This is a genomic window from Actinomycetota bacterium, from assembly GCA_019347675.1.
Taxonomy (GTDB): Bacteria; Actinomycetota; Nitriliruptoria; order Nitriliruptorales; family JAHWKO01; genus JAHWKW01.
The window spans coordinates 136,332-157,328 of record JAHWKW010000006.1 but is presented as its reverse complement, the minus strand read 5'-3'; the positions used below and the strand labels follow the sequence as shown (position 1 = coordinate 157,328).

Below are 20,997 nucleotides of genomic sequence, written 5' to 3'. Positions count from 1 at the left end.
CCACGGCTTGATGGCGTCCGCGGCCAGCCACCGCCAGATCGTTGTGCCCGAGATCGACGCGACGATGCCCTGATCCACGGCGGCCCGGGCCAGCTCGGGGCAGTGCCAGCGCGCCAGCGGCCGGCCGCAGGCAGCCGGGAGTTCACACGCGAGCGCCTTGACCGCCACCACGACGTCTGGGGGGGAAAGCCGGCGGCCGTCCGACCCTCGGCAGGTCATCCAGGCCGGCAAGCCGGTCCGCATAGAAGCGCTTGCGCCACTTCGAAACAACCTGCCTGGGGGTGTCAAGGCGTGCGGCGATCTCGTCGTTGCGCAACCCTTGGGCGGCCATCAGCACGATCCTTGCCCGTACCACTTCCGCATACGGTGACGTATATCTCCGCGCGCGGGCTTCCAGCTCGTCGCGCTCCTCGCCGGAGAGCACGATTTCATACGGGCTGCTGCGCGGCATCTCGCCTCCTTCGACGGAGGCAAGCATCGCGCACACGGATACGCAACCGAAGGAAGTGGGACGTTAGTTACGTCACTGCAATTATGTCAGCGACTACTTAGGAAGCGCACGCGATCCCTCCGAGGTGCAACCGCAAGTCGTTACGTTCCGTGAGGCTTGCTAGGTTCCTCGCCCCGCCGGTGCGGTCGCGTCGACGTCCGCCCGGCCCAAGGCCCGACGGGAGCTCGAGCGGTGCCGAGCATCAGGAACGGCCTCGCCAACCTCGGCGGGGTCGCCGCGATGGGGGTCGACGGGGCGCTGGCCATCGGCAGGGGCCGGTTCCCCAGGGGCGAGTTCGTCGACCAGTGCTGGTTCATCGCCAAGGTCACCAGCCTCCCGACGATCATGATCTCGATACCTTTCGGTGTGATCATCGCGCTGCACGTCGGTTCGTTCAACGAGCAGCTGGGCGCCGAGGCACACATCGGCGCGGCGATGGTCCTAGCGGTCGTCCGCGAGGCCGCTCCCGTCGCGACGGCCCTGCTGATCGCCGGTGCCGGCGGTTCGGCGATGACGGCCGACCTGGGATCGCGGCGCATCCGCAACGAGCTCGACGCCATGGAGGTGATGGGCGTCGACCCGGTGCAGCGACTTGTCCTGCCTCGTCTGCTGGCAGCCACCGTGGTGGCCGTCCTGCTCGACGGGATCGTGTCTGCCGCCGGCATCCTCGGCGGGTGGGTGATGGCCGTCCCGGTGCAGGGCAACTCCTCGGGGTCGTACTTGGCGTCGTTCAACGAGCTCGCGATCCTCGCGGACTTCTGGCAGGCGCTGCTGAAGGCGGCGGTGTTCGGCTACATCGCCGCGGCGATCGCCTGCCACTACGGGTACAACGCCCGCGGCGGGCCCAAGGCCGTGGGCGACGCCGTGAACAGCTCCGTGGTGCTGACGTTCATCGTGCTGTTCTTCGTCAACTTCACCATGACCACGATCTACTTCAACGTGGTCCCGTCGAAGTTCTGAGCGGGCGAGGAGGGGCCGTGGCGACCGCCCACGACACGATCCCCGCCGCTGAGGCCAGGGCCGTGGAGCGCGCCGCGGAGGTCGTCACCCGGCCGCTGGCACCGTTCGAGGAGCTCGCCCGACAGTTCCGCTTCTGGGGTGAGGCGCTGGGCGGCATGCCGGTCGCGCTGATCAAGTACCGCCGCCGCATCCTGGAGATGGTCTCCGACGTGGTGGTCGGCGCCGGCGCGCTCGTCCTCGGTGGGGGGCTGGCGTTCGTGATCGGCACCATGGCGTTCTTCACGGGGACGCAGGTCGGCCTCGAAGGCGTGGCGGGACTGCGGACGATCGGGGCCGAGGCCTACGTCGGTCTGGTATCGATGTGGGCGAACACGCGCGAGATCACCCCGCTGATCGCCGGGCTCGCGCTGGCGGCCAAGGTCGGCGCCGGCTTCACCGCGGAGCTGGGCGCGATGCGCATCAGCGAGGAGATCGACGCCGCCGAGGTGATGGCGGTGCCGTCGATCCCCTACATGGTGTCGACGCGCCTATGGGCCGCGCTGATCCCCACCGTGCCGCTGTACCTGCTGGCGTTGTTCGCCTCCTACCAGGCCACCCGCGTGATGGTCACCGAGTTCTTCACGGTGTCTCCCGGCGCGTACGACCAGTACTTCAGCCTGTTCCTGCCCCCGGTCGACGTGATCTACAGCCTGTTGAAGGCCGTGCTGTTCGTGATCGTGGTGATCCTGATCCACACCTACTACGGCTACTACGCCGAGGGCGGCCCGGCCGGGGTGGGCGTCGCCGTCGGTCGGGCGATCCGGGCGAGCATCGTCACGGTCGTGGTCCTCAACATGTTCATCTCGGTCCTGCTGTGGGGCGTGGGCGGCGAGACGGTGAAGATCGCCGGATGAGACCCATCGGCGGCACCGTCGTCCGGCGACTGGCCGGAGTGTTGGCAGCTGTCGCACTGGTCGTCGGTGGGGTCGCACTCCTTGGCGTGGTCGCGGCACCGCCATCGGGCTCCTACGACGTGACAGTCCACCTCGGACGGTCGGCCGGGAAGGGGCTGGATCCCGGTTCCGACGTGAAGGTCCGCGGGGTGCTGGTGGGCAGCATCAGCGACGTCCGGCTCGACGAGAACGGCAACGCGGTCGCGGTCGCGACGATCCGGCCGATCCACCGCTTGCCCCGGGAGGTGACGCCGGCGGTGACCAGCAAGACCTTCCTGGGCGAGAAGCAGCTCGAGCTCCGCCCACGACGCGAGCGTCTGAACGCTGGGCCGCCGCTGTCCGGCGGAGACGTGCTGCGCGTGGCGGATGACGACGCGCCGACGGAGGTTCAGGACTTCCTGGCGTCGCTCGAACCGGTGCTGGACGCCATCGACCCCGTGGAGCTGGGGATGGTGGTCGACACGCTCGGGGATTTCGACCGCACCGACGCGGAGATCGCTGCCCGCAACATCGAGGTCGGCGCGGAACTCGCCGACTTCGGCGCCCGCACAGCCCCCGAGCAGCTGGCGCGGTTGTCGGCACTGGCGACGCTCGCCGCGGAGCTGGCGACCACGGCGGAGGACTTCAACCGGCTCAACCGCTCCCTGCCCGCGTGGGTCGGCGTGCTCCCCGACCGCCAGCCGGCCGTCCGCCGCAACCTCGAGACCCTGTCGTCCTTCTCACAGGTGACCCGCGACTTCCTGCAGGTCCAGCAGGACGCCATCCGCGAGGTCCTGGCCGTCACGACAACGGTGAACCGGGTGATCGCCGGCCAAGCCGACGGTCTGTCGCAGATGATCTTCGGGATCTACCGCTACTCGCTGAAGCTCGCCAGCCACGGCGGGAGCCTGTCCGACCACAGCGAGCACGGTTGGTTCCGGGGGTTGATCGGAGGCGAGGGAGAGCTCGAAGAGCTCTGCGGACGTCTCCCGGGTGAGTTCCAACGGCGAGCGCCCGGGTGCGTGGCTCGAGCGCCGGCCGGCGGAGGCCGGCCGTGAGCGGTCAGCACCCGCTGCTGAAGTTCGTGATCTTCGCCGCCGTGTGTGTGGCGTTCGCTGCCTGGCTGGTGGTCACGATCGGCAACATCCGGCCGTTCGCTGACCGCGTGACGTACGAGGCGGCGTTCGGCGACGTCACCGGGCTGGTCACCAACGACGCGGTCAAGGTCGCCGGTGTCGAGGTCGGCAAGGTCGACGACATCCGCATCGAACGCGGCGAGGCGGTCGTCACCTTCTCGCTGGGCGACGACATCCGGCTGGGGCGCGACACCACCGTGGCGGTCCGCTGGCGCAACCTCCTCGGTCTGCGCTACCTGTACGTCTACCCGGCCGGGGATGGTGAGCTGCAACCGGGGCACCGCTTCCCCACCGAGCGGACCCTGGCGGTCGCAGACTTCGGCAGGTTGATGGAGCGGCTGGTGCCGATCCAACGCGCCCTGGAGCCCGAGGTCGGGAACGTCGTGGTACGCGCCCTCAACGACGCGGTCGGGGGGCGCGAGCAGCAGATCCAGGAGCTGATCGCCGAGGCCGCCTCGCTGACCACGACCGTCGCCGCACGCGACGAGCAGATCGGCCGGATCCTGCGCAACGGCGCCGTGCTCGCCGGCGAGTACGCCCGCCGCGAACAGGCCCTGCGCTCGTTCCTGCGTGACTTCGCCGACGTCTCCGAGACCGTGGCAGGACGCAACGACGAGCTGATCCGCATCGTGCGCGACCTGGCCGACGCCCAGGAGGCCCTGCGCACGTTCGTCGAGGACAACCGAGCCGCGATACACGGGACGATCGACGAGCTCGACGAGCTGACCGCGATCCTGTCGGTGAACCACACCAACCTCGAGGATCTGGTCACCCACCTCGGTCGCGGTCTGGCCTTCTACCACCGCACGTCGCGGTGGGGGCAGTGGTTCAACATCCGCGTCGCGGGCTTCTCCGACGGTGGGGAGGTGGTGTCGACCGAGCGGGGCGCGTGCCTACCGGCACCGGTCCCCCCCGAGGAGCAGCCGCCCAACATGGGTCGCAACGACGAGTGCAGCGGCAGCGGGGTCGTGCTGGACGAAGAGGAGGAACGTCCTGCCAGCGGGGGGCGGAGCGGCGGCGTCGAGCCGTTGTTCCGCGCTGGGCTGCGCCAGCCGCTCCGAGCCGCGACGTCGTCGGCGGGGACCGACTGATGCTGCTGCAGCGCAATCAGGTCATCGTCGGGCTGGTGTTCGCGGCGATGCTGGCGGTGGGGACGTTCATCGGGATCGTCTTCGACCGCAGCTGGATCACCGGCGGGATCGTGGTCAGCGCGTCCTTCCACGACGCAGCCGGTCTCGAGGCCGGCGACGCGGTCATGATCGCGGGGCTCCGTGCGGGCGCGGTCGAGTCCGTCGGGCTCGACGACAACGGCCGGGTGGTCACCGAGCTGCGGATCACCGAGCCGATGCCCGCCGACACGCGCGCCTCCATCGCACTGCAGAACTTCCTCGGCAAACGGGTCGTCAAGCTGCACGCCGGCGACGCGTGGGAGCGCCTCCTGCGAGACGGTGACGTGATCCCCGATAGCCGGACCAGCACGCCGGTCGACTACGCCGAGCTCAACCAGGAGACGGTGCGCCTGCTGCGCGGCTCCGACGTCGATGCGCTGGCGCAGCTGATCTCGTCGATCGCCGACGTCACCGAGGGTCAACGTGAAGAGGTCGAGGCGCTCCTGGAGGGCCTTCAGGACGTCACCCGGGTGATCGCCGAACGTCGCGACGAACTCGCCGCCGCGATCGACCGGTCCGAGGACGTGTTCGCCGTCCTGGCCGACGAGGACCGCGAGATCGTCCGGATCGTCGACGCGTTCGGCTCGACCCTCGACCGACTGGCGGCCAACCGCGACGACGTCACGCGGCTGCTACGTGAGACCGCCAAGGCATCCAACGCGGTCGCCGACCTGGTCGCCGAGGACCGCCAGCAGCTCGACCGTGCGCTGCAGGAGCTGCACCGCGATCTCCGCATCGTCGACGCTCACATGGTCGACGTGGCCCACGTCCTCGCCTACGGCGGGGTGTCGTTCGAGGGGTACGCCAACATCACCAAGTCCGGCCCGGCGGACAACCCGTACTGGGGGAACGTGTTCACCCAGAGCCTGGGCAGCCTCGGCGTGGACGTTCTGTTCGGGTGCGGCGGTGCGCTCGACGACTTCCTCGACCAGGTGTTGGGACCCGATCCGCGGTCGTGCGACGACATCGACGGTGGCCGCGATCAACACCGCACGGGCGGCGGGACACCATCGATCCGTTCGCTGTTCGGTGCGGTGAGCAAGAACGCGAGGACACCGTGAACGGCCTCCGTCCGTTCGTCTGGGTGGTGATGCTGCTGGCACTCGCCGTCTCCACGGCGTTCGGCGTGTTCGCGACCCCGACCAACGAGGTGACGGCCGAGTTCTCGAGCACCTTCAACCTGTTCACCGGCTCCCGGGTGCGCGTCGCGGGCGTCAACGTGGGGCGCATCGCGCGCATCGACGTCCCGGAGGGATCCGCGACCGTGCGGGTCACGATGGCGATCGACCGCGGGGTCCGGCTCCCCGCCGACGTCCGAGCGGTGATCGTCCCCCAAGCCCTCCTCGGTGAGCGCTACGTCCAGCTGCATCCACCGCACCGGCAAGGCGATCCCACCCTGGCGTGGGGCACCACCATCCCCGTCGAGCGCACCGGGGTCCCTGCCGACTTCGACGAGGTCCTCGATTCCCTGAACCGCTACCTCGACGCCCTCCCGGAGGATGAGGTCGCGCGGCTGGTGACCAACCTCGCCACCGTCCTCGACGGGCAGGGCGACGAGCTGGGCCGCACGCTGGACAACGCCAAAGTCGCGATCGACGTGCTCCGCGACAACGACGACGAGCTGATCGCCCTGGCCGGGCGACTGGCCGACCTCAACGAGACGCTGAACACCCGCAACGAACAGCTGGGAGCGTTCATCGACGACGCCAACGCCGTCGTGGCCAGCCTCGCCGGGGAACGCCGCCAGATCGACGCGGCGCTGGGTGGCGTGGCGCGCATGACGACGGAGCTGGCCGACCTGCTCGCGACCCACCGTGGCAGCCTCGAGCAGGACGTGGCCACCGTGACCCGTCTGGGCCGCACGGCCGTGCGCAACCTCGACGAGATCGAGCGCTCCGTGACCTGGCAGGCGGAGCTGTACGAGAACGCCGGCAGGGTGTTCGACATGGAGCGCAACTGGCTCCCGCTGGTCAACAACTACGAGGGGCTGTCCGAGCTGATCGCCGAGCGGGTCACCGACCGACTGGTGGGGCTGTGCCTGCGCCTGGAGGTCGCCGAGTGCTCCACGCCCGAGCTCGTCGACGGCCACATGCCCGAACGGGTGTGCGTCGCCCCGATCCTGCCCTGCGGCCACGTCGCCCACCCCGATCAGACGGTGCCGTTGGAGGAGGCGCTCGACCAGGTCCTCAACGCCACCCCGGGGCTGCGTGAGCGCCTCGAGGACGACGCTCGGGATCCGCGCCAGCTGCTGGACCACGCCCAGTCCACGCTGCCACCAGCGCCGGCGCCGGTGCACGAACCTCGCCACCGACCGCCGCTGTCACGACGCGGGCTCCAGCCGTGACCGGGCGTTGGCGGTCGCGGCGTTGGGCGCTGTCGGTCATGGTGCTGGCGCTGATGGCTGCCGGTTGTCGGGCGGACGGGACGCTGACGGTGGAGACGGAGTTCTCCGACGTGATCGACCTGGTCCCGCGAGCTCCGGTGTTCGCCGCGGACGTGCGGGTCGGCACGGTGGAGGTGATCGAGCTCACCGACGACCACCGCGCCCGGGTCACCATGGAGGTGCGCGACGACACCGGCCTGCCCGCAGAGGTCAAAGCCGTACTCAAGCAGACCAGCCTGCTGGGCGAGCGGATGGTCGAGCTGGTCCCCACCCGCCCCGGCGGCAGGCTCAGCTCCGGGTTCATCGAAGACAGCGAGGTCCAGACCGACCTCGAACGGCTGGTGATCACCGGCAACGACCTGCTGGCGTTCGTGGCGGCCGACCGCCTCAACGCCGCTGTCCACGCCGGGGCGATCACGTTCGGGGGGCGGGGCGGAACGCTGGGACAGCTGATCGGCGACCTCGAGGCGTTCGTCGGCGACTACGAGGCGGACAAGGGCGAGGTGCTGCGGCTGTTGGACGCGCTGGATGGTCTGCTGGAGCCGCTGGCACGCGAGGCCGAGACCAACGCCGCCGCGGTCGAGGCGCTGGCACGCTCGACCGCCGCGTTGAGCCAGGAGGACGAGCGGCTCCTCGACGCGCTGGAGGAACTGCGCCGCCTCGGCGTGGTCGGTGAACGCATCCTGCGCGACAACCGCGACGAGCTCCGCGACTTCTTCGCCCAGCTGCAGGTGATCCTCCACGCGGTCACGGCGATCGACGGGGCCCTGCAGGGCGTGCTGACCTACCTGCCATGGCACAACCTGCACGTGCCCAACGCCGAGAAGCTGGAGTTCGTCCAGATCTGGCTGGACGTGATCACGTGCGGGACGTCGAGCGAGGAGCGTGACGATCCCTCCGCGACGTGTGACCCGCCGAACCCCGGCCGGAGCAACGACCCGCCGCCGGGCACGGCCTACGGCCCGTGCGACGCGGACGCACGTGGCTGCCGGTTCGGGCACACCACCCACAACGAGGAGCCCGACTTCAGCCGCGATGGCCGCGGCGACGCAGGCGGTGGGTCGTGAGGTCCTTCACCCGGGTCGCGATCAACCTGACGCTGCTGGCGATCGCCACGATGGCTCTCCTGGTGTACGCGGCCCTGCACTGGGTCGGGGGCGCCGTGATCGAGGACCGCTACCGGCTCACGGTCCCGCTGGCCCACACCGGCGGGCTCTTCCTCAACCAGGAGGTGACGGTCCTGGGCCACGGTGTCGGCCAGATCGCCGAGATCCGCCTGACCGATGCGGGCGTCGACGTCGAGCTCGACATCCGCGGCGGCGAAGCGGTCCCGGCCAACGCCGTGGCGCAGATCCTGCGCCGGTCCCCGATCGGCGAGCAGGCCATCAACCTCATCCCGGTTACCCCGACGTGGGAACCACCCGACGGCCCGCTCATACCGGCACGGATCCAGACGGCCGAGCGCTGGGAGGCGGCCGAGCGTGGGGCGCGGGTCGAGCCGAAGGCCACCTCGTTCCCCACCGAGGTTCCGCAGCTGCTGCGGACGGCCAGCCGACTGCTCAACCGCATCGACCGGGACGATCTGGGAGTGCTGGTGCATGAGCTCGCCACAGCGGTCGGGGGACGGTCCCAGCTGCTCAAGGAGCTCAACCGGGCGACGCTGGACCTCAACACCACGCTGGTGTCGGGCATCCCCGACTTCGAGCGCCTGATCGAGTCCAGCGGCCCGTTGCTGGACGAGCTCAACGAGCATCGGCAGGCGTTGGCGGGGATCTTCCCCGACTTCGCCGATCTCTCCGAGACGCTGGCGGCCAACCGCCCGGAGCTGGAGACGATCATCGACCGCGGAACCGTGGCGTTGCGAGAGGGGGAAGCCTTCATCCGCAGCACCCGGGCGGACCAGGCCTGCCTCATGGAGGACTTCACCGCGTTGAACGGGCGGCTGGCCCGCCCGGACAACCTGCACAACGTGTCCCGGTTGCTCGAGCTCGCGACCAACTTCTATCTCGGGTTCGACGTGATCACCCAGTACGACCCCTACCGCCCCAACGTCGAGTGGCAGCGCATCAACCTCCTGATGTTCGAGCCGTTCGGCGGACAGGACTACATCCCCGACCGGCCGACGCCCCAGACCAAACCTGGCGCCGCTTGCGTGTCGCCGTGGGGGGTGGGCGTGGACGCTGTCCGCCAGCCCGACCACCAGCCGCCCGACCCGACCGCCCCGCCGATCGATTTCGCACCGCTGGTCGAGGGTGGGCGCGAGCCCCCCGCCGCTGCTCCTGCCGGCTCCGGCTCCGGCGCGGGCGGGGCCGTCCGTCCGCTCCCGGCCACCGGCGGTGGCGTGTCGCTCGCCGCTCCGCTGACGCTCCTGGCCGCGTGGCTCGGGCACCGCGCACGCAGCCGGAGACGTTGGTGATGGTGACGTCCCGACAGACCCGGAGACGATCGTGACGGCAACGCCCCGAAGGATCCGGACGGGCCGTGGGATGGCGAGGCGACCATGACCGAACCCACCGCCACGGCGTCCCACGCTGCTGCCGCCGGGAGCGGGTCCCAGCCCGGCCGGGGTCGCCGGCGTCCCGTCGGGGCGTGGGTGGTCGCCGCGACCGCCGTCGCGGTCGCGGTCGCGCTGTTCGGGTTGTGGTTCCGCCTCGCCCAGCAACGCGCCGCCGACGCCGACGTCGCACAGGTGGCCGGTCGGGCCATCGCCGCATTGACGAACTGGGAGTCGGACCAGCTCGCCGACGTCCAGGCTGCCATCGAGGAGCTCGCCACCGCCGGTTTCCGCGACGAGGTTCGCGAGCTGCTGGACCGGATCAGTCAGGATCTCGCCGCCACCGAGGCGCGGAGCAGTGGGGAGATCCTCGACCTCGTGGGCGACGCTGGCACCCGGCCCGGCGCGGGCGACACCGGCGTCGCCCTGGCCGTCGTCCGTCAGGAGGTCACAAGCACGGCCCTCGACGCGTCCGACGTGCAGTGCTGGGGCGCTCGAGCCGTCGTGAATCACGTCGACGGCCGTTGGCTGATCGACGCCCTCGAGCTGTACGGCGCGAACCAGTGCCCGGAGGAGGCGACGTGACCGATCGGCGCCTGACGTCGGCGAACCAGTGGGGACAGCTCGAAGACCCCGACATGATCCCCCCGCCGGACTACGACAAGACCGCCGATCCCATCTGGCCGGGGAACACCCGACTCGACGATCCGGCGATCAGCGTGCGTCACCTGTCGAAGTCGTTCGGTGACAACCAGGTACTCGATGACATCTCGGTCGAGTTCCCCCGCGGGAGGATCAACATCGTGCTCGGCCCGTCGGGGACCGGGAAATCGGTCTTCCTGCGCCACATCATCGGCCTGCTCAAGCCCGACGGGGGTGAGGTGTGGGTGGGCGGCAAGAACATCGCGACCCTGCGTAAGAAGGAGCTGTACGAGGTCCGGCGGAAGATGGGGGTGCTCTTCCAGGACGGGGCGCTGTTCGGGTCGATGAACGTCTACGACAACGTGGCGTTCCCGCTCCGCGAGCACACCCGCCTGTCCGAACGTGAGATCCGCGACATCGTGCACGCCAAACTCGAGATGGTGGGGTTGGAAGGAGCCAAGGATCTGCTCCCCGGTGAGATCTCCGGCGGGATGAAGAAGCGGGCCGGCCTCGCGCGTGCGCTCGTCCTCGACCCCGAGATCATCCTGTTCGACGAACCTGACTCCGGCCTGGACCCCGTCCGCACCGCGATCCTCAACGATCTGATCCTGACGCTCAACGAAGAGCTCGGCTCGACGTTCCTGATCGTGACGCATCACATTCCCACAGCGCGGGATATCGGCGACTACGTGGGGCTCCTGTTCCGCCGGAGCCTGGTGGCGTTCGGGTCCAAGCAGGACATGTTCTCCAGTCCGTACCCGGTCGTGCGCCAGTTCCTCGGTGGGCGCACGACCGGTCCGATCGGCATGTCCAACGAACGCGATCGGCCGGAGCTTCTGTGACCGGATCGAGGGTTGCCCGCCGCCACGACGTGCGTGACCGGTGCCGCTCGGCCGACGCGCTGACCGCCGGTAGGCTGACGCGGCCGACGACCGACCCATGAGACGAGATCAGCGTGGAGCTCGACGAACTCACCGGCATCAGCCAGCAGGCGTTCCGCAAGCTGTTCGAATCGCGGATCCTGTACTTGAAGGGCCCGATCGAGGACACCAACGCTGATCCGCTGGTCGCGCAGATGCTCGCACTGGACGCGGAAAGCAAAGACGACATCACCCTCTACGTCAACTCCCCCGGCGGGATCATCAGCGGGCTGTTCGCGGTCTTCGACACGATGCAGCTGCTGCGCTCGAAGGTGAACACACGTTGCGTGGGGATGGCGGCGTCCGCCGCAGCGGTGATCCTCGCCAGCGGGACCGGCACGCGGTCAGCGACCGAGAACGCCCGGATCATGATCCACCAGCCGCTCGGTGGCGCGCGCGGCTCGGCCCGCGACATCGAGATCCAGGCTCAGAACATCGTGTACCTGCGTGAGCGGATCAACGAGATCCTGGCCGAGCGGACCGGGCAGCCCGTGGACAAGATCCGCGAGGACACCGACCGCGACTTCTGGCTGACCGCCGCCGAAGCGCGTGAGTACGGCCTGATCGATCAGGTCGTCGGGAAGGCCGAGGGACCCACCGGCGGGTGACCGCTCCGCCCCACCTCGTTCAACGGGCGGTGGCGCGCAGGTAGTACTCGGCGTCGTCCTCATCGAACGTCAGGTCGATCAGCCCGCGGGTGTCGGCGGCCTTGACGAACTGCAGGAAGCTGGAGAACCCGAAGTCCTTCTCGGAGAACTCGGCGTCCCGCTTGCGGATCTGGTCCTTCAGGCCGGAAAGCGGCGGTTCGTCGCCGTTCCGCTCCTGCAGGTCGCGGACCACGTCGACGAGCAGGTCGAACGCCTGCTGCTCGCCGCCGCTGGCTTCAGCGAAATCGACCTGCGGATCACCCTGAGCCGGTCCCTCCGACAGCTCCAGCTGCCCTTCCGATTCCAGATGGCGGAGCAGCTCGGTGAACGCCCGGAACCCGTACTCCGCCTCCGAGAACGTGGGATCCTTCCGGAGCAGTGCGCGCTTGAGGCTCGATGCGTACACCGGGCCGGTCGATGACCGTTGCAGACCGGACAGGGTCTGCGTGACCAGCCGGTTGAGGTCATGGACGCTGTCGTGCTTCGCCCGGCCTTCCTTCGGACGCGTCGCGCGGGCAGGACGGCCGTCCCGGCGCGGAGCGTTCTCCAGCCGGTCGTAGAAGATGAACTCGTCACAGGCGGGCGGGAGCATTGACGACGTCGATCCCTGCACGCCCACGCCGATCACCCGCTTGTTCAGCGCTCGGAGCTTGTTGACCAACGGCGTGAAATCCGAGTCACCGGACACGATCACGAACGTGGACACGTACTCGCTGGTGAACGCCAGCTCCATCGCGTCCACCGCCATCTTGATGTCCGCGGCGTTCTTGCGCACCGAGTCCGGCCGCTGCGGGATGTCGATCAGCTCGACGTGGCCGTCGACCAGCGACCGACGATCGTCGCTGAACAGGTGCCAGTCGGCGTACGCCCGGCGGACCACCAGCCGGCCACGCTCCGCGAGGATGTCCGCGAGCGCGCCGACGTCGAACCGGTACCCGGTGTCGCGTGCGCCGATCGCGAGGTTCTCGTAGTCGATGTAGACCGCGAGTCGATCTTCCTGGGTGTCGTCCATAGCGGTGACGGTACCGGTGTGCTGCGCCCCCGCCGCGACCGGCAGCGCAGCGCGACCTTGACTACTGTGTCATGCACAGTAGAGTGCGTCGCGCGGTACTGTGTGACCCGCGAGAGAGGGACGGGATGTGGACCGGACGCAGCTGCTGAAAGGTGTCCTCGATCTGGCGGTCCTGGCGGTGCTGGCGGCCGAGGACGGCTACGGCTACGACATCGTCCGCCGGCTCCGCGAGAGCGGGCTCGACGGCATCGGGGACGCTTCGGTGTACGGGACGCTGCGTCGGCTGTTCCACTCAGGTCTGCTGACCTCCTACGTCAAGCCGTCGGACGAGGGTCCAAACCGCAAGTACTACGCCCTCAACGACGCCGGCCGCGATCAACTGGAGGTCGCTGCGAAGGACTGGCGTCGGTTCGCCGAGACCGTCGACCACCTGCTGCCCGAGAGGCTTGCCGCATGAAGACCACCACGGGCGTCTCTGACCGGGTCAGCGAGTTCGTCGCCGACGTCGCGCATCACTTCGACGACCTCCCCCCGGCTGAACGCGCCGACCTGCTCGATGATCTCCAGCAGCACCTGCTGGAGCTGGCGGCTGAGGACGAGGCCAGCCTCGAACGGGAACTCGTCGATCCCGCGGCGTACGCGGCCGAGGTCCGCCACTCCGCCGGCCTGCCCGAACCGGCGATCGCGAAACGGCGTCGGATGCGTCGGCTAGCGGGGTGGGTCACCGTGCGGATCGAGCGGCTGCGTGATCAGCCGGTCGTTCGTGAGGTCGTGGAGTTCCTGCCCCAGCTGCGGCCCGCGTGGTGGGCGCTGCGGGGATGGGCGGTCGTGGCTGGCGTTTCCCTCATCATCGGTGGCGGGCCGTGGTGGCGCCAGGTCCCCTTCCCCGGCCGGGGACCGTTGGGCCTGATCGCGGCCGCAGCCGCGATCGTTACCAGCGTCAAGGTCGGTCGGGACGAACGCGACCATCGGCGACCGTGGAGAGCCCTGGATCTGGGGGCCGCGGTCGTTGTGGTCCTGATCACGGTCGAGGCGATGAGTGGCGTCACGGGCGCCGCGGACGTGCACGTGCCGCAGGAGACGTTGCAACCGCCCGTCCTGCGGCACCCCGACGGCGAACCGATCACCAACCTCTACCTGTTCGACGCCGATGGCCAGCCGCTGGAAGACGTCCACGTCTACGACGGACGCGGGCGCCCGATCGAGATCGGCGACCTGAACGAGGCCGGCTTCGCGAACATCGACACCGTCTACCCGAGGGATCCGTTCGGGAACCCGATCGCCAACCGGTACCCGCTCACGCAGTACCTGGTCCATGTCGACGAGTCCGGAACGACCGTCCGGACCAAGCGGCCGGTGCCGGATGTCGATCCCTCCGGCCGACGCCCCAACGACGAGGAGGTGCCGGCGGGAGAGGCTGACAGCACGTCCCAACCCGAACAGCCCACTGATGATTCTGACGCAACCCGGCCGACCGAGGAGCCTGCCGATCGCACCGCGGCCCCTCCCCACGCCGCGACCGCGTGGCCGGACGAGTGACCGGCTGGGCGGGGATCGCAGGCACCACTGACTGCCGCAGGACTGGGTCGTGGTGACCACAGCTGTCCACACGCAAGGGTGGCGTGGTCGGGCGGCGTGTCGCACCGGCATGGCATGATTCGAACATGTGTTCACGGACTGCGTTACTACGTACTGGTTCACAGGAGCCGGGCTCGGATGTCGACGCGCGTCCCGAGGTGGGCGTCGACGGGGACGGCGGCGGCGGTGGTGACCTGTTGGACGCGCTGGTGGCCGTGGTCGACGCGATCGTGGCGGTCGACGCGGCGACCTTGCCCGCCGGGGAGGACTCGCGCTGGGTGCAGGTGCTTGACACCCAGATGAACCGGCTGTCCGCGGCGAAGCTGGGGGCGGTTGCGACCATGGCGCGGCGTGGGACCCACCGGCGGTTGGGTCAGCGGTCCCTGCAGGGCTGGCTGCAGTCCAACCTGCGCATGACCGCCACGCAAGCCAAGAAGGACACCGACACCGCCACCACCTTGGACGCCGGGCTGTCGTCGACGCGGGACGCGCTGGCCGACGGTGACATCAGCGTCGATCACGCCACCGCGATCACCCAAGCCGCCAAGACCCTGCCCGACGCCCACGACGCCGAACGGCCGCTGCTGGCCCAAGCCAGACGCGGCGACGCGGCTCAGGTGCGCCAGCTGGGTCGGCGCCTGCAAGCAGCCGCCGACGCGGACGCGGCAGCCCGCCGCGACGGGCGCCGCGCCTACGAACAGCGCACCTTCACCCTGACACCCGACGGGCACGGGTCGGTGTTCACCCAAGGGCGGCTGCACCAGCTGGCCGGTGAACGCCTGGCTGAGGCGCTGCACGCCCTGGCCGCCCCCCACGGCACCGACGATGTCCGCTCCTACGGCCAGCGCATGGCCGACGCGCTCGAACAGCTGGCCGACATCGCACTGCGCGGCGGGCGCCTACCCGCCAACGGTGGGGTCACGCCGCAGATCACCGCGGTCGTGCCACTCGCCACCCAGGAAGCGCGCGCGGGGCGCGCCGCCGACCCCGCGACCTTGTCGTGGTGGGGGCCCTGTCCCCCGCAGGCGCTGGAGCAGCTGTGCTGCGAGGCCGACATGGCGTGGCTGGTCACCGACTGCGACCACCGTCCGCTGTGGCTCGGACGCACCCGCCGCTACGCCAGCCGCGACCAGCGCGACGCCGCCCGGGTGCGAGACGGCGGGTGCCGCTGGCCCGGATGCGCCATGCCGCTGGCCTGGTGCGTGCTGCACCACGCCGACTGGTGGGACCACGGCGGGCACACCGACATCCACCGGCTGATCCCCCTGTGCGCCGCCCACCACGCCATGCACCACCACGGCGGCTGGGACATCGCCCTCGACGACCACGCGACCGTGACCACCACCTCCCCCGACCGCGCAACCGCGCTGCGCGAGACCGCCTCCCAAGCCCGTGCCCGCCACACCGGCCGCGCCGACCTCACCGACCTGACCCACCTCACCGACCTGACCCACCTCACCGGCCGCAGCGACAGCGCCGACCGGGTGGAGCCCGGCGACAACGGCCGCAGCAGTACCGGCGGCAGCGGAAGCGGCGGCACTCCAAGACGTGGCAGCCCCAGCCGCGGCAGCCCCAGTGGCGAGCGCGCTGGTCGGGACCGCGTTGACGATGCTGCGAAGTTCCCCGGGGGCCCCCAGCAGCCCCTGCCCGAGCCCGGCCGGCCGCCCCTGCCCGAGCCCAGCCGGTCACCGCCCACCTGCAGATCCCCCGACATCCGACCCGCACAGCCCTGAGCAGCGAGACCCGTGGCACCTACCGTGTCGCCATCGAGCCACGAGCTGCACCCGACGTGCCGCACGGTAGGGAGCAGGACACGACACGCGCGCGGACACGGTCACACGTGCGGCGCCAGCCTCACGGTGCGTGATCCACCATCCTGCGATGATCGCTGCCGCAGCGACATCTGCGCCGGCTACGCTTCCGCCGCCATGGACCACCGCACGGCCGACCTCGCCACCCGCGACCACCGTTACGTGTGGCACCCGTTCACCCAGCAGGCGGCCTGGGTCAAGGACGCCCCGCTCGTGGTGGAGCGCGGGGAGGGCTGCTGGCTCGTCACCACCGACGGGCGCCGGTTCCTCGACGGCAACTCCTCGCTGTGGGTCAACCTGTGGGGCCACGACCGGCCAGAGCTCCTCGCGGCCCTGCACCAGCAGGTGGACCGCCTGCCTCACGCCACCTTCCTGGGGTTGACCAACCCGCCTGCCGTGGAGCTGGCCGAGCGGCTGGTCGACCTCGCACCCGACGGGCTGACCCGGGTGTTCTTCAGCGAGAACGGGGCGGCCGCGGTCGAGGTGGCCCTGAAGATGGCGTTCGCATTCTGGCGACACCGCGGCGAGGATCAGCGGCGGCTGTTCGTCTGCCTCGACAACGCCTACCACGGTGACACGCTCGGCGCGGTCAGCGTCGGCGGCTTCGACACGTTCCACGCCCTGTACCGCGAGCTGCTGTTCGAGACCCGCCGGATCCCGTCGCCGTACTGCTACCGCTGTCCGCTGGGGCTCACCCACCCGGACTGTGGTCTGGCCTGCGCCGACGCGCTCGACGACGTCCTGACCCGCGACGGTCACCTGGTCGCGGCCGTCATCACCGAGCCGCTGGTGCAGGGCGCCGCCGGGATGATCACCGCCCCCGACGGCCACCTCGCTCGGCTGCGCGACATCTGCGACCGTCACGGCGTGCTCCTGATCGTCGACGAGGTCGCCACCGGCTTCGGTCGGACCGGGGCGACGTTCGCGTGTGACCTCGAGCGGGTCGCACCCGACCTGTTGGCGGTCGGGAAGGGCCTGACGGGCGGCTACACCGCGATGAGCGCCACGCTGGCCACCGAAGCGATCTACGAGGCGTTCCTGGGCGATCCGGCCCAGGGCCGCACGTTCTTCCACGGCCACTCCTACTCCGGGAACCCGCTGGCCGCCGCTGTCGCGAACGCCAACCTGGAGCTGCTGGTCGCCGAGGATCTGCCGGCGATCGTGCGTCACAAGGCCGCCATCCTGGCCGACGCGCTCGCCCCGACCCGGGACCTGCCCCACGTCGGCGACGTCCGCCAGCGCGGCCTGATGTGCGGCATCGAGCTGGTCGCCGACCGCCCCACCAAGACGCCGTTCCCCCCGCAGCTCCTCGCCGGGAAGCGGGTCTGCGAGGCGCTGGTCGACGACGGGATCATCCTGCGGCCACTGGGCGACGTGGTCGTGCTCATGCCCGCACCGGCCATGGACGACCACGACCTGAGTCACCTGGCGGCAGCCACCACCGCAGCGATCGATCGCGTCACCCGCGAGCTGGCTCGGTGAGCCCCGACGATCCCCTGGGGTGGGTGCCGGCCGAACTGGACGCGCTGGCCGACGCGGACCTGCTCCGCGATCTCCGCCACCTCACCGGCGGACCCCAGCCGTGGATCGAGCTGCAGGAGCCGCCGGAGCCCGGCGCCCCGCCCCGGCTGCTGCACCTGTGCAGCAACAACTACCTCGGCCTGGCGACCGATCGCCGCGTCGCCGAAGCGGCCGCGGACGCCGCGATCGCCCACGGTGCCGGGTCGGGTGCCTCGCGGCTGATCACGGGTGGGCAGGCAGCCCACCGCGAGCTCGAGGCGACGTTGGCTGACTGGAAGGGCGAGGAGGCCGCGCTGCTGTTCTCGTCGGGCTACCTGGCCAACCTCGGCGTGCTGACGGTGACGGCCGGGCCCGGGGACACGATCGTGTCCGACGAGCTGAACCACGCCTCGATCGTCGACGCCTGCCGGCTGTCACGGGCGGAGGTGCGGATCTACCGCCACGGCGACGCGGAGCACGCCGAGCGGCTCCTGGCCGATGCGCCCGGCCGTCGCGTGCTCGTCACCGACGGGGTCTTCTCCATGGACGGCGACCTCGCGCCGCTGCCCGCATTGTGCGACGCCGCGGAACGGCACGGCGCAGCAGTCGTGGTCGACGACGCCCACGGCACCGGGGTGGTCGGTCCCGACGGGCGGGGAACGGTCGCGGCCCTGGGCTGTGAAGGCCGGGTGCACGCCGTGGTCGGGACCCTGTCCAAGGCGCTGGGCTCGACCGGCGGGTTCGTGGTCGGCCGCGCCCCGCTGATCCGGCTTCTGACCAACCGGGCACGGCCGTTCATCTTCGACACCGCCCTCGCCGCGCCGGCGGTGGCCGCAGCGGCGTGTGCGCTGCGCCTCGCACGCCAGGAACCGCAGCGGCGTACACGTGCGGTCGCCCACGCCCGTGGGCTCGCCGCTGGCGTCACCGCCGCCGGCCTGGCTGTGGCCGAACCCCACGCGTGCATCGTGCCCGTCGTGGTCGGGAGCAACCGCGCCACGCTCGACGCCATGGCGGCTCTCGCCCGCCGCGGAGTGCTCGCCGTCGCGATCCGTCCCCCGTCGGTGCCAGAAGGCACGGCACGTCTCCGCGCGACCGTGATGGCCACGCACACCGACGCGGACATCGCCCTCGCGATCGACGCCTTCACCGACGCGGTGACCGCGACGGCGGCGTGACCGGGTCACCGTCTCCACCCACCCCGCCCCGCGGCGTGGTCGTCAGCGGCACGGACACCGCAGTGGGCAAGACGGTCGTGGCCGCTGCACTCGCGCGCTGCTGGGCCGACGCAGGGCACGACGTGGTCTACGTCAAACCGGTGCAGTCGGGCGTCGCCGACGGCGACGACGACGCCGCCACGGTGCGGTCGCTGACGGGCCTGACCGCCGTCTGCGGACCGCGCATCGACCCGGCTGTCGCCCCGGCCGTGGGCGCCCGCCTCGCGGGGCGCCAACTGACACGCACGCAGCTCCTGGCCGCACCCACCGCCGCGGCGGCCGACCAACCCGGCGCGGTCCTGGTGGTGGAGGGCGCCGGTGGCCTGCTGGTGGAGCTGGGCACCGACGGGACGACCGTGGTCGACGTGGCTGCTGCGCTGCAGTTTCCGGTCGTGGTCGTCGCCCGGCCGGGCCTGGGCACGCTCAACCACACCACGCTGACCGTGGAGGCGCTCGCCGCGCGGGGCGTTGCGCTCGCCGGGCTGGTGGTGTGCGGCTACCCGCCCGACCCGGACCTGGCGACCCGCACCAACCTCGCCGAACTGGACCGCCTCTCGCCGTGCGGGCTCTCGGGCGTGGTTCCCCGACTGGACCTCGCCGGCGTCCCCCGGCTCGGGCGCTGCTGCGGGTGGTTCGCTCCCGAGCTCGGCGGCGTCTGGGACCGAAGCGAGGGCCTCGCGGTCGCGCACGAGGACCCCTGACAGCCCCGGCGGGCACCTGTCTCCGCCGCCCCGCCACCTGACAGCTCCGGCCCGCACCTGACACCGCCGCCCCGCACCCTGACAGCTCCGGCCCGCACCTGACACCGCCGCCCCGCACCCTGACAGCTCCGGCCCGCACCTGACACCGCCGCCCCGCACCTGACAGCTCCGGCCCGCACCTGACACCGCCGCCCCGCACCTGACAGCTCCGGCCCGCACCTGACACCGCCGGCCGGCACCGCCCGGCGGGCGACGCGCTCATCTGCGTGCTGGCGCGCCCGCGCCGGCCGACGTGTGCGGCCTACGCTGGGGCGCCGGTGACCCAACGATCATCCAGGAGCGTCCGTGGTGGCTGATCCCTCGCGCCTCGATCCGCGTCCCGACCTCGGCGAGGTCGCCGCGTACCTCGCCGACCCCGACCGTCTCCTGAGCGACGTGGAGGCGGCTCTCGTCGGACGGATGGAGCCGATCGAGGTCGACGCCGCGTTCGCGCTCGCCGAGCTCGGCGACGACCACCTCGACGACCTCCTCGCGCTGGCACACCGCGTCCGGCTCGCCTGGGCCGGCCCGGAGGTCTCCCTGGAGTCGATCGTGTCGGCCAAGACCGGCGGCTGTCCTGAGGACTGCGCGTTCTGCTCGCAGTCGTCGGTGTTCCCCTCGCCGGTGAAACCGCAGCCGCTGCTGGACCCCGACGAGGTGGCCGCAGCCGCCCGGGAGGCACAGGACAGCGGGGCCACCGAGTTCTGCCTGGTGTTCGCCGTCCGCGGCCCCGACGAGCGGCTCCTGCGCCACATCCTCGATCTGGTCGCGGCGGTGCACGCCACCACCGAGCTCGGCGTGGCGGTCAGCGCCGGCATCCTCGACAGCCACCAGGCCCGCCGGCTGTCCGACGCCGGCGTGGTCACCTACAACCACAACCTCGAAACCGCCCGTTCCTACTTCGCCAGGATCGTGTCCTCCCACAGCTGGGAGGAGCGAGCCGAGACCCTGCATCTGGTCCGCGAGCACGGGATGCGCGTGTGCACCGGCGGGATCGTGGGGATGGGCGAGACCCGCGCTCAGCGCGCGGAGCTGGCGCTCCAGCTGGCGGCGTTCGAACCCTCGGAGACACCCCTGAACTTCCTCAACCCACGACCGGGGACACCGCTGGCCGACCGCCGTCCGCTCCAGCCGCGCGAAGCGCTCCACGCGATCGCCCTGTTCCGGCTGATCCTGCCGTGGACCCTGCTGCGTTACGCCGGCGGCCGCGAGGTCGCCCTGCGCGACCTGCAAGCCGCGGGGATCCTCGGCGGCGTCAACGGGATGATCATCGGCAACTACCTCACGACGCTGGGGCGGACACCGCAGGACGACGTGGCGATGCTCGCCGAGCTCGACGTCCCCGTCCGGGCGCTGCAGGGGCTGCTGTGACGGTGACGTTCTGCCCGGC

20 protein-coding genes are annotated in these 20,997 nt (G+C 70.8%); 18 read left to right on the top strand and 2 right to left on the bottom strand.

The window, feature by feature from the left end; translation table 11 throughout:
• Positions 1-142 precede the first annotated feature (142 nt).
• A complete protein-coding gene (locus tag KY462_05705) occupies positions 143-451 on the bottom strand; it encodes a helix-turn-helix domain-containing protein (protein MBW3577225.1) in 309 nt (102 codons plus the stop codon).
• Between the two features lie 279 nt (positions 452-730).
• On the opposite strand from KY462_05705, the gene KY462_05700 reads away from it, so the two are divergent.
• The 11 genes from KY462_05700 to KY462_05650 all read left to right on the top strand — a co-directional run bounded on the left by KY462_05700 (position 731) and on the right by KY462_05650 (position 11,713).
• Positions 731-1,450 (top strand): ABC transporter permease, encoded by a 720-nt coding sequence (locus tag KY462_05700; GenBank protein MBW3577224.1) that lies wholly within the window; start codon positions 731-733, stop codon positions 1,448-1,450.
• Positions 1,451-1,605: 155 nt separating this feature from the next.
• Positions 1,606-2,343 (top strand): ABC transporter permease, encoded by a 738-nt coding sequence (locus KY462_05695; protein ID MBW3577223.1) that lies wholly within the window; start codon positions 1,606-1,608, stop codon positions 2,341-2,343.
• Positions 2,340-3,419 (top strand): MCE family protein, encoded by a 1,080-nt coding sequence (locus KY462_05690; protein ID MBW3577222.1) that lies wholly within the window; start codon positions 2,340-2,342, stop codon positions 3,417-3,419. The genes KY462_05695 and KY462_05690 overlap by 4 nt, the downstream gene beginning before the upstream one ends.
• Entirely contained in the window at positions 3,416-4,588 is a 1,173-nt protein-coding gene (locus tag KY462_05685; protein MBW3577221.1) for an MCE family protein, read from the top strand. The genes KY462_05690 and KY462_05685 overlap by 4 nt, the downstream gene beginning before the upstream one ends.
• Complete coding sequence (locus KY462_05680; GenBank protein MBW3577220.1) at positions 4,588-5,727, top strand: MCE family protein; 1,140 nt, start codon at positions 4,588-4,590, stop codon at positions 5,725-5,727. Before KY462_05685 ends, KY462_05680 begins: the two co-directional genes overlap by 1 nt.
• Positions 5,724-7,010: an MCE family protein gene (locus KY462_05675; GenBank protein MBW3577219.1), complete on the top strand. Its 1,287-nt coding sequence runs from the start codon at positions 5,724-5,726 to the stop codon at positions 7,008-7,010. The genes KY462_05680 and KY462_05675 overlap by 4 nt, the downstream gene beginning before the upstream one ends.
• A complete protein-coding gene (locus KY462_05670; GenBank protein ID MBW3577218.1) occupies positions 7,007-8,116 on the top strand; it encodes an MCE family protein in 1,110 nt (369 codons plus the stop codon). Before KY462_05675 ends, KY462_05670 begins: the two co-directional genes overlap by 4 nt.
• Positions 8,113-9,465, top strand: coding sequence for an MCE family protein (locus KY462_05665; GenBank protein ID MBW3577217.1), 1,353 nt, complete (start codon positions 8,113-8,115; stop codon positions 9,463-9,465). Before KY462_05670 ends, KY462_05665 begins: the two co-directional genes overlap by 4 nt.
• A gap of 84 nt (positions 9,466-9,549) precedes the next feature.
• The gene (locus KY462_05660; protein ID MBW3577216.1) at positions 9,550-10,128 is read left to right on the top strand and encodes a hypothetical protein; all 579 of its coding nucleotides are present in this window, start codon (positions 9,550-9,552) and stop codon (positions 10,126-10,128) included.
• Positions 10,129-10,181: 53 nt separating this feature from the next.
• A complete protein-coding gene (locus tag KY462_05655) occupies positions 10,182-11,027 on the top strand; it encodes an ABC transporter ATP-binding protein (protein MBW3577215.1) in 846 nt (281 codons plus the stop codon).
• Between the two features lie 107 nt (positions 11,028-11,134).
• The gene (locus tag KY462_05650; protein ID MBW3577214.1) at positions 11,135-11,713 is read left to right on the top strand and encodes an ATP-dependent Clp protease proteolytic subunit; all 579 of its coding nucleotides are present in this window, start codon (positions 11,135-11,137) and stop codon (positions 11,711-11,713) included.
• Between the two features lie 19 nt (positions 11,714-11,732).
• Here the strand turns inward: KY462_05650 and KY462_05645 are convergent, their stop codons facing one another.
• A complete protein-coding gene (locus tag KY462_05645; protein MBW3577213.1) occupies positions 11,733-12,764 on the bottom strand; it encodes an NYN domain-containing protein in 1,032 nt (343 codons plus the stop codon).
• A 127-nt stretch (positions 12,765-12,891) separates the two neighbouring features.
• Here KY462_05645 and KY462_05640 point away from each other — a divergent pair, with 127 nt between their 5' ends.
• The 7 genes from KY462_05640 (at position 12,892) to bioB (ending at position 20,978) form a co-directional block, all read left to right on the top strand.
• Positions 12,892-13,221 (top strand): PadR family transcriptional regulator, encoded by a 330-nt coding sequence (locus KY462_05640; protein MBW3577212.1) that lies wholly within the window; start codon positions 12,892-12,894, stop codon positions 13,219-13,221.
• Positions 13,218-14,303 (top strand): hypothetical protein, encoded by a 1,086-nt coding sequence (locus KY462_05635; protein MBW3577211.1) that lies wholly within the window; start codon positions 13,218-13,220, stop codon positions 14,301-14,303. Before KY462_05640 ends, KY462_05635 begins: the two co-directional genes overlap by 4 nt.
• Before the next feature lie 197 nt (positions 14,304-14,500).
• The gene (locus KY462_05630) at positions 14,501-16,075 is read left to right on the top strand and encodes an HNH endonuclease (protein ID MBW3577210.1); all 1,575 of its coding nucleotides are present in this window, start codon (positions 14,501-14,503) and stop codon (positions 16,073-16,075) included.
• A 195-nt stretch (positions 16,076-16,270) separates the two neighbouring features.
• Positions 16,271-17,635 carry an adenosylmethionine--8-amino-7-oxononanoate transaminase gene (gene bioA, locus KY462_05625; protein ID MBW3577209.1) on the top strand — a complete coding sequence of 455 codons (1,365 nt, stop codon included), beginning with the start codon at positions 16,271-16,273 and terminating at the stop codon, positions 17,633-17,635.
• The gene (locus tag KY462_05620; GenBank protein ID MBW3577208.1) at positions 17,632-18,828 is read left to right on the top strand and encodes an 8-amino-7-oxononanoate synthase; all 1,197 of its coding nucleotides are present in this window, start codon (positions 17,632-17,634) and stop codon (positions 18,826-18,828) included. Before bioA ends, KY462_05620 begins: the two co-directional genes overlap by 4 nt.
• A complete protein-coding gene (gene bioD, locus KY462_05615; GenBank protein ID MBW3577207.1) occupies positions 18,825-19,568 on the top strand; it encodes a dethiobiotin synthase in 744 nt (247 codons plus the stop codon). The genes KY462_05620 and bioD overlap by 4 nt, the downstream gene beginning before the upstream one ends.
• A 459-nt stretch (positions 19,569-20,027) precedes the next feature.
• A complete protein-coding gene (gene bioB, locus KY462_05610; protein ID MBW3577206.1) occupies positions 20,028-20,978 on the top strand; it encodes a biotin synthase BioB in 951 nt (316 codons plus the stop codon).
• Positions 20,979-20,997: the final 19 nt, after the last annotated feature.